General features: G+C 27.9%; 21 protein-coding genes. 18 read left to right on the top strand and 3 right to left on the bottom strand.

Annotated features, from left to right (window positions below; all coding sequences use genetic code 11):
* Positions 1-74: 74 nt before the first annotated feature.
* The 3 genes from AYWB_RS02585 to AYWB_RS02575 form a co-directional block, all read right to left on the bottom strand.
* Positions 75-878: an ABC transporter ATP-binding protein gene (locus AYWB_RS02585; RefSeq protein ID WP_011412807.1), complete on the bottom strand. Its 804-nt coding sequence runs from the start codon at positions 876-878 to the stop codon at positions 75-77.
* Between the two features lie 11 nt (positions 879-889).
* Complete coding sequence (locus AYWB_RS02580; RefSeq protein WP_011412806.1) at positions 890-1,906, bottom strand: ATP-binding cassette domain-containing protein; 1,017 nt, start codon at positions 1,904-1,906, stop codon at positions 890-892.
* A gap of 202 nt (positions 1,907-2,108) precedes the next feature.
* Positions 2,109-5,195, bottom strand: a complete 3,087-nt coding sequence (locus AYWB_RS02575) for a hypothetical protein (protein WP_011412805.1) — start codon at positions 5,193-5,195, stop codon at positions 2,109-2,111.
* 1,979 nt (positions 5,196-7,174) lie between these two features.
* On the opposite strand from AYWB_RS02575, the gene rpmF reads away from it, so the two are divergent.
* The 18 genes from rpmF (at position 7,175) to rplF (ending at position 16,434) form a co-directional block, all read left to right on the top strand.
* Positions 7,175-7,381 carry a 50S ribosomal protein L32 gene (gene rpmF / locus AYWB_RS02570; protein ID WP_011412804.1) on the top strand — a complete coding sequence of 69 codons (207 nt, stop codon included), beginning with the start codon at positions 7,175-7,177 and terminating at the stop codon, positions 7,379-7,381.
* A 1,076-nt stretch (positions 7,382-8,457) separates the two neighbouring features.
* On the top strand, positions 8,458-8,775 hold the full coding sequence (rpsJ, locus tag AYWB_RS02565; protein WP_011412803.1) for a 30S ribosomal protein S10: 318 nt from the start codon (positions 8,458-8,460) through the stop codon (positions 8,773-8,775).
* Positions 8,776-8,955: 180 nt separating this feature from the next.
* Entirely contained in the window at positions 8,956-9,621 is a 666-nt protein-coding gene (gene rplC, locus AYWB_RS02560; RefSeq protein WP_011412801.1) for a 50S ribosomal protein L3, read from the top strand.
* Complete coding sequence (gene rplD / locus AYWB_RS02555; protein WP_011412800.1) at positions 9,608-10,231, top strand: 50S ribosomal protein L4; 624 nt, start codon at positions 9,608-9,610, stop codon at positions 10,229-10,231. The genes rplC and rplD overlap by 14 nt, the downstream gene beginning before the upstream one ends.
* Positions 10,231-10,521: a 50S ribosomal protein L23 gene (rplW, locus tag AYWB_RS02550; RefSeq protein WP_011412799.1), complete on the top strand. Its 291-nt coding sequence runs from the start codon at positions 10,231-10,233 to the stop codon at positions 10,519-10,521. The genes rplD and rplW overlap by 1 nt, the downstream gene beginning before the upstream one ends.
* A 57-nt stretch (positions 10,522-10,578) precedes the next feature.
* Positions 10,579-11,409, top strand: coding sequence for a 50S ribosomal protein L2 (gene rplB, locus AYWB_RS02545; protein WP_011412798.1), 831 nt, complete (start codon positions 10,579-10,581; stop codon positions 11,407-11,409).
* Between the two features lie 12 nt (positions 11,410-11,421).
* On the top strand, positions 11,422-11,703 hold the full coding sequence (gene rpsS / locus AYWB_RS02540; RefSeq protein ID WP_011412797.1) for a 30S ribosomal protein S19: 282 nt from the start codon (positions 11,422-11,424) through the stop codon (positions 11,701-11,703).
* A gap of 20 nt (positions 11,704-11,723) precedes the next feature.
* On the top strand, positions 11,724-12,113 hold the full coding sequence (gene rplV / locus AYWB_RS02535) for a 50S ribosomal protein L22 (RefSeq protein ID WP_011412796.1): 390 nt from the start codon (positions 11,724-11,726) through the stop codon (positions 12,111-12,113).
* Positions 12,097-12,855 carry a 30S ribosomal protein S3 gene (rpsC, locus tag AYWB_RS02530; protein ID WP_011412795.1) on the top strand — a complete coding sequence of 253 codons (759 nt, stop codon included), beginning with the start codon at positions 12,097-12,099 and terminating at the stop codon, positions 12,853-12,855. Before rplV ends, rpsC begins: the two co-directional genes overlap by 17 nt.
* Positions 12,833-13,255, top strand: coding sequence for a 50S ribosomal protein L16 (gene rplP, locus AYWB_RS02525; RefSeq protein WP_011412794.1), 423 nt, complete (start codon positions 12,833-12,835; stop codon positions 13,253-13,255). The genes rpsC and rplP overlap by 23 nt, the downstream gene beginning before the upstream one ends.
* Complete coding sequence (gene rpmC, locus AYWB_RS04555) at positions 13,252-13,575, top strand: 50S ribosomal protein L29 (RefSeq protein ID WP_011412793.1); 324 nt, start codon at positions 13,252-13,254, stop codon at positions 13,573-13,575. The genes rplP and rpmC overlap by 4 nt, the downstream gene beginning before the upstream one ends.
* Positions 13,575-13,838 (top strand): 30S ribosomal protein S17, encoded by a 264-nt coding sequence (gene rpsQ, locus AYWB_RS02515; RefSeq protein ID WP_011412792.1) that lies wholly within the window; start codon positions 13,575-13,577, stop codon positions 13,836-13,838. Before rpmC ends, rpsQ begins: the two co-directional genes overlap by 1 nt.
* A gap of 12 nt (positions 13,839-13,850) precedes the next feature.
* Positions 13,851-14,213, top strand: a complete 363-nt coding sequence (gene rplN, locus AYWB_RS02510; RefSeq protein ID WP_011412791.1) for a 50S ribosomal protein L14 — start codon at positions 13,851-13,853, stop codon at positions 14,211-14,213.
* Positions 14,214-14,226: 13 nt separating this feature from the next.
* Positions 14,227-14,574, top strand: a complete 348-nt coding sequence (gene rplX / locus AYWB_RS02505; RefSeq protein WP_011412790.1) for a 50S ribosomal protein L24 — start codon at positions 14,227-14,229, stop codon at positions 14,572-14,574.
* A gap of 15 nt (positions 14,575-14,589) precedes the next feature.
* Positions 14,590-15,135, top strand: coding sequence for a 50S ribosomal protein L5 (rplE, locus tag AYWB_RS02500; RefSeq protein ID WP_011412789.1), 546 nt, complete (start codon positions 14,590-14,592; stop codon positions 15,133-15,135).
* Between the two features lie 14 nt (positions 15,136-15,149).
* The gene (gene rpsN / locus AYWB_RS02495) at positions 15,150-15,419 is read left to right on the top strand and encodes a 30S ribosomal protein S14 (protein ID WP_011412788.1); all 270 of its coding nucleotides are present in this window, start codon (positions 15,150-15,152) and stop codon (positions 15,417-15,419) included.
* Between the two features lie 21 nt (positions 15,420-15,440).
* Positions 15,441-15,833 (top strand): 30S ribosomal protein S8, encoded by a 393-nt coding sequence (gene rpsH, locus AYWB_RS02490; protein WP_011412787.1) that lies wholly within the window; start codon positions 15,441-15,443, stop codon positions 15,831-15,833.
* Between the two features lie 46 nt (positions 15,834-15,879).
* Positions 15,880-16,434, top strand: coding sequence for a 50S ribosomal protein L6 (gene rplF / locus AYWB_RS02485; RefSeq protein ID WP_011412786.1), 555 nt, complete (start codon positions 15,880-15,882; stop codon positions 16,432-16,434).
* The last annotated feature ends 3 nt before the right edge of the window (positions 16,435-16,437 follow it).

Raw genomic sequence — 16,437 nt, 5'->3', positions numbered from 1 at the left:
TTAATTAAATTTATGGTTTAATTATATTTTAATCATATGTTTTTAAATAACTATATAATTAAGATAAATCCAAACTAAAAATTATGATAACCAAGCCCAGTTTTTAAAAAATTATTAAGTAAGCTTTTAGTGTAGGTGTGTTGGGGATTTTTTAATATTTGTGATGTTTTGGCGCTTTCTACAATTTTTCCTCGATACATGACAATAATATCATCGGCTACTTGAGAAACTACTCCTAAATCATGTGTGATAAATAAAACAGAAGTGTTTTGTTCTTGTTGTAGACAAGCAATTAAGTTAAGAATTTCTTTTTGGACGATTACATCTAGAGCAGTAGTTGCTTCGTCAGCAATTAAAAGTTTAGGTTTACAAACTAATGCCATAGCAATCATTATTCTTTGACACATTCCTCCTGAAAGTTGATGAGGATATGAATTCATCACTCTTTGGGCGTTAGGAATTTGGACTTTTTCCAAAATATCAAGAGTTTTTTTATAAGCTTGATCGTAATCAAGTTTTTTATGAAGCATTAGAACTTCTATAATTTGATTTTTGATTTTAAAAACAGGGTTAAGGCTAGAAATGGCATCTTGGAAAATCATAGCAATTTCATTTCCTCTGATTTTTTGCATTTCTTTTTCACTAAATTGAGAAATAATACGATTTTCAAAAGTAATTTCGCCTTGGTAAATTTTTTGGTTTTTTTCAAATAATTTGAGAATAGAAATTGCAGTTTGGCTTTTACCACTACCAGATTCTCCGACTATTCCTAAAGTTTTTCCTTTTTGGACTTCAAAAGAAACACCACAAACTGCTTTGATTAAGCCTTTTTTTGTTTCAAAATAAGTATGTAGATTGATAACTTTTAATAAACTCATATCTTGCTCCTTTACATTTTAGTAGCTTTATTTTTTAAAGTGCAAGAAATAAAATGATTAGGGGCTACTTGATGCCAATCTAGGTCTTTTTTTTGAGTTTGAAATAAAAATCTAAATTTTTTAGTTTCGTAGGTGATTGGAATTTCTTCTAAAACTTTATTTTGGGTTTTTAATTTAGGGATAGCATTTATAATTTGTTTGGTGTAGGGATGATAAGGATTTTTAAAAATACTTTCTGAAGGTGCTATTTCAATTACTTTTCCTAAATGCATTACACAAATGCGGTCACTTAAAAAACGAGCAACTCCTAAATCATGAGTAATAAACAAGAAAGTTATTTGGTAATCTTTTTTTAAATCATTTAAAAGGTTTAAAATTTGGGATTGAATTGATACATCTAATGCTGATACTATTTCATCGCAAACAACAAATTTAGGTTTAATGATTAAAGCTCTTGCAATTGAAATTCTTTGTCTTTGGCCGCCTGAAAGTTGATGGGGATAACAATCATAAAGATAATTATCAATGCCACATTTTTTCATGATATCTAGAATCATTTTTTGATATTTAGGGTCTTCTTTACCTTTTATCATTTTGTGGATTAAAAGTCCTTCGCCAATGATATCTGATATTTTGAGATGAGTGTTAAGAGAAGAAAAAGGGTCTTGGAAAATAATTTGCAAATCTTTTCTTAAAAAGCGCTTTTCTTTATTACTTAAAGTAGTTAAATCAATTTTTTCAATGTCTTTTGTCTTTTTTTCTTTGAATTCTTTGGCTTTTTTCGTTGTTTCTTTGTAATAAAAAACATTGCCTGAAGTGGGTTTTATAAGTTGCAGAAGAACTTGCCCTAAAGTTGATTTTCCTGAACCAGAACCTCCAACTACGGATAATGTTTCGCCTTTGAAAATGGATAAATTAATATTTTGGTTCGCTTTTAGTAAGGTATCTGGTTTTAAAAAGTTTTTTTTGATAGAAAAGTTTTTGGATAAGTTTTTAATTTCAATTAAAACTTGATTTGAGGACGTCATTTTTCCTCCTTTCTTATTTTTTTTTTTTTTTGATCCATTTTGTGAAAATTTACTTTTTATCTCAATCTTTAATTATATATTAAAAAAAATAAAAATGCAAATGAGATTTTAAATATTGTTGTAATGAATGATGTTTTTTTTGTTTGTTTTGATAAGTTGTTTTATTACTATATTTATTTATAATTTTAATATTTTTTTTGCTTTAAGAAATTTGTTTATCAAGTTCAATAGTTTTTTGGATTTGTTTGGTAATTTGTTTTTGTTGGTGTTTTATTTTGAATTTCCCTTTTTGTTTTTGCCAAAAAAAAGAACATTTTAAAAAGATAGTTTTGATTTTGGTTTTGAAATTAGTTAGTTTAATTTTAGTAATTAATTTTTTTTTGGTTTTTTGGATTTGTTTTCCTATTTTGGTTATTTTTTTGTGATTAGATTTTCGTTTTTGAGTAAATGATTGGGATATTTTTTCTTTTTGTTTTATGAAATGTTTAAATATTTGGTTGTTTTTTTGTTTGATTGCTATTTTTTTGTTTTCGAAAAATAATTTGTCTTTTTTTTCAAAATTGAGGAGGGCTTCTTTTTTTAGGTTTGATAGTTTTTGGCGTAATTCTTTTTGTGTTTGTTGCCATGATAAATTAAGATTTATGAGAGCATCGTTTAGATTTTCGTTTAATAATCCTAATTTTTCTTTCATTAAATTAGTTGTTTGGGTTAAACTTTTTTCTTTGGATTTAATTGTTTTAGTAATTTCTTGTAATAAAGATATTTGATTTTGTTTAAATTTTTTTTCTAAAGAAGTATGTATAAAATTCTTTATTAATTCATTTTGGCTGTAAAAAACTTTGTTAAGGTGTTTAATTGTATTAGTTGTATTTATAGTTGTTTGAATTAAACTTTGTTCTTTTTTTATTTTTTCTTGGAGTAAATTATTTAAACATTGATAAATGTTTTTTTGATAATCATTATAGAACAAAATATCTTTGATAACATTTGTTATTGTTTTTTGGCAAGCATTGAAAAAAGATTTGTTTGATATTTTGAAATTTATTAAAGGAGTAATTGCAATGTTTTTGGAGACAGGTTTTAAATAGTGCCATAAATTTAAAAGCTTAGTTATTTTAAGTTTTGTTTTATTGATTTTTTTTTGGTGTTTGATAGTTGTTTTTTCTAAAATATGTTTGTGCTTTTTGGTTGCTTTATCTTTTTTTTGTGTTAGTTTTTTGATATTTTTTTCATAATATTCTTTGTGAGTTTTGATTTTGTATAAAAGGGGATATAGGTCAGTTCCTTTTTGTTTGTATTTGTGGAAAAATCCTTGTATTCCTTTATTTTTTTCAGTATTTATTTTTTGATTGAGAAAGGTTAATTGTTTGTCATAAAAAGCTATTATTTGTTCGTTAAGATCAATTTCATTTTGTAGGTTAGTTTGGTTTAATTGGTGTTTTTTTTGTAAAAGATAAATTGTTTGATTAAATTGTTTTTGAATGATGGTAAATAAGTTGTTTTCAATTATAGTTTTTATTTGGTCTAAGATAGTTTGTTTGATAATGCAAGTTTTATTTTGATAATTGCTTGCAAAAGTATTAATTTGTAATTGGGTTTGTTGTAAAGTTTGTTCTAATAATGTGCTTTCTTTTTGCCAATATGGATAATTGTTTAGTAAAATGTTTAAAGTTTGTAAAAGTTCTATATTTTGGGTTTGTAATAATAAATAGATATCTTTTTGCATTAAAGTGACGTCTTGTAAAAAGAGATATTTTTCCTTTTCTTGGGTAAGTTTGAAGGTTAGAAAATCATCTTTTTGAAATATTTTATTAAGTGTTAATTGGGTTTGGAAGTTGTTAATTTCTTTTTTTAAAGTAGTTATTTGTTCTAAATAATAATGTTGGATTTTGGTTTTTTCTAATTTTAGTTGCAAGGCAATACTTTTAGTTTTAAGTTCAAATTCTTGTTTTTTTTCAAAGAAATGATAATAATAATCTATTTGGTAATTGTTTTGTTTACGTTGTAAGGCTAAAAGAGTTTTTTGATAAGCAAAGAAAGTTTCTTGATAGTCTTTTTGATTATCAAATATAGCTGTTTCTTGGAGATGTAAGTTAAGAACTGTTTTTATTTGTTCTTTTATGCCGTTTATTTTTTGGAAGAATAAATAATTTGTTTTTTGGTGGATTAGATGATAAATTTTTTCTAAGGTTTGCTGGTAGATGTGTTTGTATTTGTTTTGTTTGTAATGTTCTAAATGCCACATATTAATTGCTTTTTGGTGTAAAAGATTGATGAAGTGATATTGTTGGCTCCATAAAGATTTTTGGTTTTGGTATGAAAGGCAGTTTTTTTTTTGATTGTAAAAAAGAGCTTTTTTGGATGTTTCAATTTGGTAATTGAAAAGAATTGGTATATTTATAAAAGGAAAAGGTCTTATTTGGAGAAAAAAAGCTTTCATTTTTTCTTGGATTAAAGTTCTTTCTTGTTGGTAAGCTTCTTTGATGATATCTAGTTTTTTGTCATTTATACTTAGTTTATTTTGGTATAGTTTGTGAGTTTTGGTAATGTTTTTTTGATAAGTTTGTTCTTTGGTAGTCTTTATTTGTTCTAAGATGTTAATTGCTTTTTGTTTGTCTTTTTCTTGTAAATTAAGAGTTGTTTCTAGTTGTTTTAATAAATTGGTGTTTTTTTGATTGAGGTTGAAATCAGTAGTATAAAAGTTTTGTTTGGATTCTTGGTTAAGTTTTTTCTTTTTGAGTTCTAATTTTTGTTTGTCTTTTTCAATTTGAATTAATAAATTATTAATGTTGTTATTTTTGTTGTTTAGATTAGTTATAAGGGTGGTTTCTTTTTGATTGTTTTTTTTGGTAATTTCTTGGAGTTCTTTTTGTAAGATTTCTTTTAATTGGAGGTTTTTATCGTTGTTTTTGTTTTTTTGATAAATAAGTTCTTGATTTAAAAGAGTTTGGATTTTTTCTTGTTGTGATTTGTATTTTTGGAGGATTGTTTTTTTATTGGTTTGTAGTTTTTCTATTTGTTCGTAAATGTTTAATAATATGTGATTGTATTTTTCTTGTATTTGTTTTGTTTGGGTATTGTGTTTGTTATTTAGGGTTTGCAATCTTTGATTTAATTGTTGATTTTGTTTGTTTGTAATAATTTTTGGTGTTGTTTTTTTTTCTTGGGTGTTTTTTAGTTTTGTGATATTATTTGTTAATTGGGATAAAAAAGGAGAAAAAAATTCGTTTGATAATTTTTTATTGCTTTTTAAGAATAAAGCCAAAAATCTATTATAATATGATGACATAAAATTTTTCCTTCAATCTAAATATTAATTAAACAACATAAAAGCACTTAATTGCATTTTATTATTAATTTTTGTTTTGTAATATTATATTATTTTGGTTTTTCAAAGAAATAAGTTTTAAATTATTTTATCATTTACTTTTATCATAACATAAACCAAATTAATTTTGGATGTAAAAAAGAATACTTAGTTTTCATTATTTAGATCTTAAAAACAAAAAACTATCCTGAAGGATAGTTTTTTTTATTATTTATATTATTTTTATTTTTTTTAAATAGTTTATTAATTTATTTTAAATATGAAAATAATTATTTCTTGTGATAAGATTTATACCAAGTTGTTTTTTTGGATAGAGAGATATTTTGGATTAAATTTGGTTCATAGTAAAAAAAATATAAATTATTGTATTTATTTTTTTCATGTTTATGATTGCTTCTAAGGTATGTGTTTTATCCTTAATAAATAGCTTTTTTTCCATAATGATAGATAAATATAATATTTTTTGGGGGGACAATTAATAATTGACCGTAGACATTAATTCGTCTTTTTTTGATTAATTGTTTTGTGAAATGAGACTTTTGTGTAATAATTAGGATCAATTTTTATCTATATAAGAAAGAGCTTTATTATTGTTTTTTTACTTTAATATTATGAATTGTATTATTTAGAGTATCTCTTTTTACTTTTATTTTAAAAGTACTTTTGATTTGATAGTTTAATTTAAATTCTGAATGTTCTTTAATAAAATAAGAATTAATGTTGAGTAATAGTATTAAAATATTTTATAATTATAAGCATTAAAAAGGAATTAAAGCTTTATATTGGTTTTTTTAGAAGTCTTGTTAATTTTGTTAATTTAAAAAATAGACTCCTTTCTTTTTAAAAAAAAGGTAGTTAATATTAATTATAAGTATAAATTATTAAGCTATAAAAAAATCATAAATTAATATATATAATTAAAAATATAAAAAATGTATTTACTTTATTATAAGTTGGTTTATTGTTCGCTAAATAATAGTTAGCGTACACCAAACACTCTTTGGAAAAATTTCAATTTAATTAGGTCATACCAAAAAATATATAAATTATTGTATTTATCTTTTCTTTTTCTTTGATTTTTTTATAATTAAAGTTATTTAAAAAAGTTTAAAAATTTGAAATAGTGTAAAAAGTTATTTATTATGTAATTAATATTAAATAAATGTTTTTTTTATCAAGTGTTTTTATCATTATTTTATCAATTATTTAAATGTAGTTAACAAGCAATTTTTTTAATTTGTTTATTAACTAAATATTTTTAGGAAAATTGATGTAAGTTGTTTTTTCTTTATGCATTTTATCAAGTTATTTTTACTGTTTAATTTAAAAATTTATTTATATTCCGTTTGAATCCTTTCCTTTTTTTTATTTTGCAGTTTGGTGTTCATGAAAAAATATTTAAAAAAATATAGACAATAATATTTCAACATGCAGCGTTTTCATTAGTGTTTAATTCTATTATAACTCTTTTTTGTGTTAAAGTATGCTCACTTTTTTCACTTTTTTATTGTTTTTGATAAAATGGGGTAGAAAAGCTAAATAATGTTTAAAAATGATAAATTAATATGATACAAAATAATTATCTAAATTTGTTTATTTATAAGTTATTTACAAAATAATTTATTTATATTATTGTAATTTTACAAAATAATAATACAAAATAATAATTAAAGTAAAAAATAAATAAGAACAAAAAGTAAAAAAAGCTCAAAATAGATTGACAAAACAGCTTTTTTAAGATAAAATAAACTTAGGTTTAAAATTAATTTTTGCAATCTTTGGTATGATTATTAATTTTTTAAGCTTGATTAAATTGCTAATAATAATTTTTGGCAGTTATTAATTGGGTTTTGATTAACCTTTTATTTGTTGAAAAGTTTTATTATTAATTATAATAAATTCTACAAACAAACAAAATTACAAAGAAAGGATTTGATAAAATGGCTGTTCCTTTTAGACGCACCGGAAAAACGGCAAAAAGAAAAAGACGTACTCATTATAAGTTAAGTAATCCTGCTTTAGTACTTTGCAAAGAAACTAATGCTTTTACTTTGTCTCACAGAGTTACTAAAAATAGTGGTTATTACAAAGGAAAACTTATTTTAGAAAATAAACCTTCTAAAGCTCAAAAAACAACTGACAATTAATTTATCATTATTAGACAAATTATTTTGTTTAAATAATTTTTTTCTTAGACAATGATATTTTTTTCCTTATTGGATATTATTTTAATTTATAGTTTTGATATTATTTTTTAACTTATTTCTTGTTAATAACAAATTAAATAAATACTTACATTTAGATTAACTGTCAAACAAACAAAACTCAGATAAAAGAACAGAAAAATATAACGAAGATTTAAAAGCACTTAAATAAAAACAATTAACTAAAAAATATTATGCTTTTTGTTTAGTTCTTGTTTTAGTTCTTTTAGTAAAAGCACTTGTTGGATATTTCTGTTATTCCAAAACTAAATCATTTAAATAATTATAAGTAAAAAATATATCTGGGGTATCAAACAAAACATATCTTCTTTATTAAGAACCACCATTTTTTTATTATTAAGTATATTTGGAATGATTGTTACTTTTTTGATATATTCGTTTTTGAAAATCTAAATACTCAAAAAGTTTTACAACAATATCTAGATTTATTTACAATCCAATACAAATACATTATCAAATTATATTTTATTATTACAACTTAATAAAACACAAATTTATACAAGTTATTTAAGATTTGTTATATTATTTATTATTTGGTTTTTAATTATAAATATTTAATGGTTATATGCGTTTTGCAAAAACTAATCCTTTTAAACAGTTTTTTAAATTTGTTAAAAAAGTTATCATTAAATATAAAAAAAGAACCTTTTAATTAAATCATTTTATATTTTAATATAAAGATATTTGAATTAACTAATTATATTTTTTTAACAAACAAAAATTCAAAATAAATAAATCCTTTCATAATTTTGCTTATTTTAAACAGATTTTTTTATTTTAAAAAAACATTATTAATTACTTTTTTAACTTTTGTAATTAAAATGACTTACAATAAAATCTTTTTTTAAGGTATAATAAAAAGGCTTGTTTTAAATATTTTTTCTTTTAATCCAAAAATACAAAACACTAATGTCAGTTGTCTAAGAAAAAAATTATTTAAGCAAAATATTTGTCTAATAGACAATATTTTCAAAAATTTCTAAAAAAGGAGAATATAAGTGAACAAAAAAGAAAAAGAAATTATCAAAATAATTCTAAGAGCCTATGACCATCATTTAATTGATCAAGCAGCTAAAAAAATTATTGATATTGTCTCTAAAACAGGAGTAAATATTGAAGGTCCAATACCTCTTCCTACCAGAAAAGAAGTATTTACTGTTTTGCGTTCCCCTTTCGTCAACAAAGATTCAAGAGAACAATTTGAACGACGCACTCACAAACGTTTAATTCAAATTATCAATCCCAATAAAAAAACAATTGAATCTTTAATGCACATTAGTTTACCAACTGCAATTGATATTTTGTTAAAAAAATAAACCAATAGAAAAAGCAAACATTCTAGACACTATTAATTTTAATATGAATAAATATTTATTTTTTAAAAATCATTTCATTTGGTTGAATCACAATTACAATTGCAATCAACTTTTTAAAATCACTTTAAAAAACTTTTTACAAACTTTAAAACTAAAATTAAAAAAAGAAAGAGGAAGGACATGGCTCAAGGAATCTTAGGTAAAAAAATAGGAATGACTCAAGTTTTTAACGAACAAGGAGAATTAGTTCCAGTAACAATAGTAGATGTTGCAGCCAATGTTGTTTTGCAACAAAAAAACGTTGACCAAGACGGCTATCAAGCTACTCAAATAGGTTTTTGCGATAAAAGAGAAAAAAACACTTCTAAACCTATGTTAGGTCATTTTAAAAAAGCAACTACTGCCCCTAAGCGCTTCATTAAAGAAATTAATTTTAGTTCGGATGTCAACTCAAACCTAGCTAATTTAGTGGTAGGCGCGCTAATCACAAACGATTTATTTCAAGTAGGTGATTTAGTTGATGTAACAGGAACTTCCAAAGGTAAAGGTTTTGCTGGTTCTATTAAAAGGCACAACCAAAGCAGAGGTCCTGAAAGTCACGGGTCTCGTTATCACCGTCGTCCAGGTTCAATGGGTCCTATTAAAGGCAAATTAAAAGGTAAAAAACTACCAGGACACATGGGATACGAAACTGTTACTATTCAAAATTTAGCTATTCTTTCAATTGATACTGAAAAAAATTTATTCTTAATTAAAGGCAATGTCCCAGGACCTAATAAAGGTTTTGTAATGATCAAATCTGCTGTAAAAAAATTGACAAAGGAGCAAACGCATGCCAAAAATTAATATCCTTAATCAACAAGGCGACTTAGTTTCTGAAAAGGTTTTAGCAACTACTGTTTTTGACATTAAACCTAATCAACAAGTTTTATACGACGTTGTAAATGCTCAAAGAGCCGCAATGCGTCAAGGCACACACGCTACCAAAACTCGCGCTTTGGTAGCTGGCGGAGGTAAAAAACCGTGGAGACAAAAAGGAACTGGTCGTGCTCGTCATGGCTCCATTCGCTCTCCTTTATGGCGCGGTGGCGGAGTTACTTTTGGACCTTCCCCAAGAAATTATTCTGTTAAAGTAAACCAAAAAGTACGCATTCTAGCTCTAAAATCAGCTTTATCACTCCAAGTTCAAAATAATCAATTAGTAGTTTTAGACAACATTAATTTAGCAACTCACAAAACTAAAGATTTCCAACAAATGTTACAAAAATTAAACATCACTTCCAAATCCTTAATTGTAGTTACTCAAATGACAGAACAATTAGCTTTGGCTTCTCGCAATCTATCTTATATTACTTTAGAAACAGCTTCTCATGCAAGTGTTTATCAAATCCTTAATTGCAAACAATTAGTTCTAACTGCTGATGCTGTTAACTATTTTGAAGAGGTTTTGAAATAATGAATAAATACTATGATTTAGTTAAAGCACCAATCATTACTGAATTAACTAATAAATTGATCGAAAGACAAAATAAATACACCTTTAAAGTTGCCAAAACAGCTAATAAAGTAGAAATTAAAAAAGCTTTAGAAAGCATTTTCCAAGTTAAAGTTTTATCAGTTAACACTCGCAACGTTTTACCACAATTCAAAAGAAAAGGCAAATTTGAAGGTTATACTTCTGGTTATAAAAAAGCTATTTGTAAATTAGCTCCGGGACAAAAAATTAAAATCCTTGCTAATGAATAAACTCAAGCCCAACCAAAATAATGATTAACGATTAAAAAAAACAAGGCAGGTATAAATATGGCAATTAAAAAATATAAGCCTACCACAAATGGATGTCGCAATATGAGTGTTTCTGCTTTTTCAGAAATCACCACTCAAACTCCTGAAAGAAGTTTATTGGTATCTCATAAAGACCAAGCCGGACGCAACAATCAAGGTAAAATTACAGTAAGACATCGTGGCGGCGGCGTTAAAAGAAAATACCGTTTAATTGATTTTAAAAGAAACAAAGATAACATTGTTGGCAAAGTAGCTACCATTGAGTACGATCCAAACCGCAGTGCTAACATCGCTTTAATTCACTATGTAGACGGCGAAAAAAGATACATTCTTGCTCCTAAAGGACTTACAGTAGGGATGCAAATTGTCTCTGGTAAGGAAACAGATATTAAAGTTGCCAATTGCCTTCCTTTAATGAATATTCCAGTAGGAACCACGGTTCATAACATCGAATTAAAACCAGGCAAAGGCGGACAAATTGCTCGTAGTGCTGGTTCTTCTTGTCAAATTATTAGTAGAGAAGACAAATACGTACTATTACGTCTTCAATCAGGCGAAGTTCGCAAAGTGCTTGCAACTTGTCGTGCTACTATCGGAGAGATCGGTAACGAATCTTACAAACTAATTAATTACGGCAAAGCAGGCAAAAAACGTTTCTTAGGAATAAGACCAACAGTAAGAGGTTCTGCTATGAACCCGAACGATCACCCTCATGGCGGTGGTGAAGGTAGAGCTCCTATTGGACGCAAATCACCAATGACACCTTGGGGTAAAAAAGCTCGCGGGGTCAAAACTCGTGACCGCAAAAAAGCATCTAATGCTTTAATTATTAGGCGTCGTAAAAAATAAGGAGTTGTTAATATGCCACGTTCAGTTAAAAAAGGACCTATTGTTGCTAGCCATCTATTAGCAAAAATAGAAAAACAAAAAAACTTAAAAAACAAAAAAGTGATCCAAACTTGGTCACGCAGTTCTACAATTACACCTATTTTTGTAGGACACAAAATCGCAGTTTATAATGGGCGCGAACATATTCCAGTCTATATTACAGAAAACATGGTAGGACATAAGTTAGGTGAATTTTCCCCTACACGCACTTACCGCGGACACAACAAAAAAGACAAAAAAATGCAAAAAAAATAAAATAATGGGAAGGAATAACTATGGAAACCAAAAACGCCAAAGCGATTGCTAGAAAAGTTTCAATCGCCCCTCGAAAAGCACGTTTAGTTGTTGATTTAATTCGAGGAAAAAATATTGCACAAGCTCAAGCCATTTTAACTTTTACCCCTAAAGTAGCTGCTCCCGTTATTTTAAAACTTTTAAACAGTGCTGTTTCCAATGCTGTTAATAATTTAAAATTAAACCGCGAACAACTTTATGTTAAAGAAGTTTTTGTCAACGAAGGTTTTCGTTTAAAACGTATGTTTCCAAGAGCTAAAGGTTCTGGCGATATGATTAAAAAAAGAACCAGCCACATTACTTTAGTAATAACTTCTAGCACAAACTTGCAAACATCAAAGGAGGAAGAACAAAGTGGGTCAAAAAACTAATCCTAACGGATTAAGATTAGGCATTATTAGAACTTGGGAATCTCAATGGTGTGTTAATGATAAAGAAATTCCTAATTTAATTAAAGAAGATTTTTTAATTCGTAAACTAATCAATAATTTTGCTAAAAAAAGCGCTATAAGTCAAATTGACATCGAACGCCTAAAAGAAAAAAATAAAAACCGTATCACTATTTCTGTTCACACCGCTAAACCAGGCGTTATTATTGGAAAAGACGGCGATACACGCAACAAATTAGTTGCTAAACTTAAAGAACTTACTCAAAAAGACGTTAATCTTAACGTTTTAGAAGTTAAAAACTCTGATAAAGTCGCTTTATTAATTGCTCAAAATATGGCTGAAAAACTAGAAAATCGTATGTTTTTCCGCCGTGTTCAAAAAATGGCAATCCAAAAAGCAATAAAAGCAGGTGCCAAAGGAGTAAAAACTTTAATTTCTGGTCGTTTGGGTGGTGCTGAAATAGCTCGAAGCGAAGGACATGCCGAAGGCAGAGTTCCTCTACACACTCTAAGAGCAGACATCGATTACGCTGCTGTTGAAGCTCACACTACTTATGGAGTTTTAGGAATTAAAGTATGGATTTTCCACGGTGAAGTTTTACCAGGACAAACCATTCTAGACACTAGAAAATTGTTTGCTTCGCAATCTTCTAATAACCCTAACAGGCGCCCTCGCAATTTCAAAGGAGGCAACAATAATCATGTTAATGCCAAAAAGAACTAAATATCGTCGTCCTCACCGCGTTAGTTTTGAAGGAAAATCCAAAGGTAAAAATGTTATTGCCAACGGAAACCACGCTTTGGTTGCCAAAGAAGGTGCTTTTATCACCAACAAACAAATTGAAGCCGCTCGTATCGCAATGACACGTTACATGAAAAGAACAGGAAAAGTGTGGATTAACATTTTCCCACATCTATCATTAACTAAAAAACCTTTAGAAGTAAGAATGGGTTCTGGTAAAGGTTCTCCTGAAGAATGGGTATCTGTGGTAAAAACAGGTAAAGTTTTGTTTGAAGTTAAAGACACCACTAATTCCTCCAAAGTAGAAACAGAAGCTTTAAGACTGGCGTCTCACAAACTACCGATTAAAACTAAAATCGTTAAAAAAGGTGCTGAAATATGAAAACTCAAGAAATTTTAAAATTAAATCCAGAAGAATTAGAAAACAAAGTAGACAAATTAAAGCAAGAACTGTTTGATTTGCGTTTTCAATTAGCTTTAGGCAAACTAACTAACACTGCCAAAATCAAAAAACTTAAAAAAACCATTGCTCGCATCAAAACCATCCTAACCCAAAAAAACAATCAAGCACAAACAGACTCTACCCCGACTTTTGTCACTTCCACTGTCAAACCTGTTTTAACAAAACCAACCCTAACCTCACAACCAACTACCCCTGATTTAGATGATGCTGTAGAAACTATCAAGGAGGAACAACAATAATGCAACGTAATTTTAGAAAAACTTTCGTAGGTAAAGTGGTTTCAGATAAAATGGATAAAACCATTACTGTTATTGTTGATATTTACAAAAAAGACCCTTTATATGGCAAAAGAGTGAAACAATCGAAAAAATTCCACGTCCATGATGAAAATCAAGAAGCCAAACCAGGCGATTTAGTTAATTTTATGGAAACAAGACCTCTTTCTAAAACTAAAAGATTTCGATTATTCAAAATTCTTTACCATTCAAAGAGTGCAAATTAAGGAGATTTTGAGATGATTCAACGAGAAAGTCGTTTAGTTGTAGCTGATAACAGTGGCGCTAAAGAAGTTTTAGTTATTGGCATTTTAGGAGGAACTCGTCGTAGTCATGTAAATATCGGAGATATTGTAGTAGTAACTGTTAAATCGGGTTCTGGTACAGTTAAAAAACATGACGTTCTAAAAGCTGTCATTGTACGCACCAAAAAAGGTCTAAGACGTAAAAATGGTTCTTACATTAAATTTGACGATAATGCTGTAGTACTTTTAAAAGAGGATTTAAATATTATTGGCACCCGTATTTTTGGTCCAGTAGTTAGAGAATTGAGTGATAAGAAATTTTCCAAAATAGTTTCTTTAGCCCAATTAGTTTTGTAAGGAGGACAGCTCAATGCGTATTAAAGTAGGAGAAACAGTAGCTATTTTAGCTGGCAAAGATCGTTTTGTAACAGACGAATCAGGTAAAAAAATGATTAAAACAGGCAAAGTATTAAAAGTTTTTGCTAAAACTCAAAAAATTATTGTTGAAGGTGTCAACATCAAAACCAAACACCAACCCCCTTCCCAAAACGAAGAAAAGGGCGCCATCGTTAAACAAGAAGCTCCCATTCATGTTTCTAATGTAGCTTTAGTAGACCCCCAAACACAAACTTCCACTAAAGTAGGAATTCGCATACAATCAGGTAAAAAAGTTCGTTATGCTAAAAAATCAAATCAAACATTAGACGAAAAAAATTAAGGAGGCTTTGCATCAATGTCAATTAAAAAAGAAAATACTCTAGACTATTCCAAAATCACTGCCACCCTAATGAAAACTTTTAATTATAAATCTGTTATGCAAGTCCCAAAAGTAGATAAAGTTGTTATCAATATGGGCGTAGGTGATGCTATTTTTAATGTTAAAGTTTTGGATGATGTAGTAGAAGAATTAAAATTATTAAGCGGACAAAGCCCTGTTATCACTAAAGCCAAAAAAGCTATTTCTAATTTTAAATTACGTGAAGGCATGCCAATTGGAGCTAAAGTGACTTTAAGAGGAGCCCGTAAAGAAGCTTTTTTATACAAACTAACTCGTTTAGTTTTACCCCGTGTAAGAGATTTTAGAGGTATTTCTGGCAAATCTTTTGACGGCAGAGGGAATTACGCTCTAGGATTAAAAGAACAAATCGTTTTTCCAGAAATTAATATCGACAAAGTTAAAAAAATTCGTGGCATGGATATCATCATTGTAACAACTGCCAAAAATAACACTCAAGCCAAAAAGCTTTTAGAGCTTTATGGTATGCCGTTTAAAAATTAAAGGAACTATTACTTATGGCTAAAAAATCCAAAATCGTAAAAGATCAAAAACAAAGAGAGCTAGTTTTAAAATATTCCAAACTTCGCTTAGAACTTAAAAAAAAAGCTGACTACGCTGGATTGTCTCAAATTCCTGCCAAAGCATCACCTGTACGTTTAAAAAACAGAGATTCTATTGATGGAAGACCACGCGGATACATTCGTAAATTCGGCATCTCCCGCATTAATTTTAGGCAGTTAGCTCATCAAGGTAAATTACCTGGAGTCAGAAAAACTAGTTGGTAAAGGTAAAAAGGAGGCTCAAACATGGTTATGACAGACCCTATTGCAGATATGCTGACACGTATTCGTAATGCCAATCAAATGTCACATTTAAAAGTGTTAGTACCTGCTTCTAAGTTAAAATTAGAAATTTTAGCAGTTTTAAAAAAAGAAGGTTTTATTAAAGATTTTTATCTACCTCAGTCATCTCGTGAAATAATTATTAGTTTGAAATATTCTCCCAACAAAGAAAGAGTCATTAAAGGCTTAAAAAGAGTTTCTAAACCAGGACTTAGAGTTTATGCATCAGCAGAACAAATTCCTAAAGTGCTTAATGGTTTAGGAGTTGCTTTGGTTTCTACTTCTAAAGGAATTCTAACAGACGCTCAAGCTCGCCTTTCTCAAGTTGGTGGCGAAGTTTTAGCTTATATTTGGTAATTAATTGCTAAATCAAAAGTATTTAAAGGAGATAAAGGAGAAAATTATGTCACGCGTAGGAAACAAAGCAATTGAAGTCCCTAATGCGGTTAAAGTTGATATCAAAGATAGAAATTTTATCTCAGTTGAAGGCCCTAAAGGCAAATTAGAATATCAATTCAATCACAGATTAATAATCACTAACGAAAACAAAGTAATCACAGTCAAACGACCTAATGATGAAATTTTTATGAAAAAAATTCACGGAACCACCAGAGCCTTACTCTCCAATATGGTAGAAGGTGTAAGCAAAGGGTTTCAAAAAACCTTAAAAATTGTAGGGTTAGCTTATCGTGCTCAAATTAAAGGTAAACAACTAATTTTATCTTTGGGTTTTTCTCATCCTGTAAGCGTTGCCATTCCTGATAATCTAGAAGTGGTAGTTAACCAAAACACAGAAATTGTTATCAAAGGAATTGACAAACAACTTGTCGGCGAATTTGCTGCCAAAAACGTAAAATTACGTAAACCAGAACCTTACAAAGGTAAAGGAATCCGCTACGTAGGACAATACGTTAGACAAAAAGCTGGGAAAAGCGCTAAAAAAACAAGAAAGGACTAAAAA

The organism is Aster yellows witches'-broom phytoplasma AYWB, from assembly GCF_000012225.1.
Classification (GTDB): Bacteria; Bacillota_I; Bacilli_A; order Acholeplasmatales; family Acholeplasmataceae; genus Phytoplasma.
The sequence above is the reverse complement of the archived record's forward strand: the minus strand, read 5'-3'. Positions and strand labels throughout refer to the sequence as shown.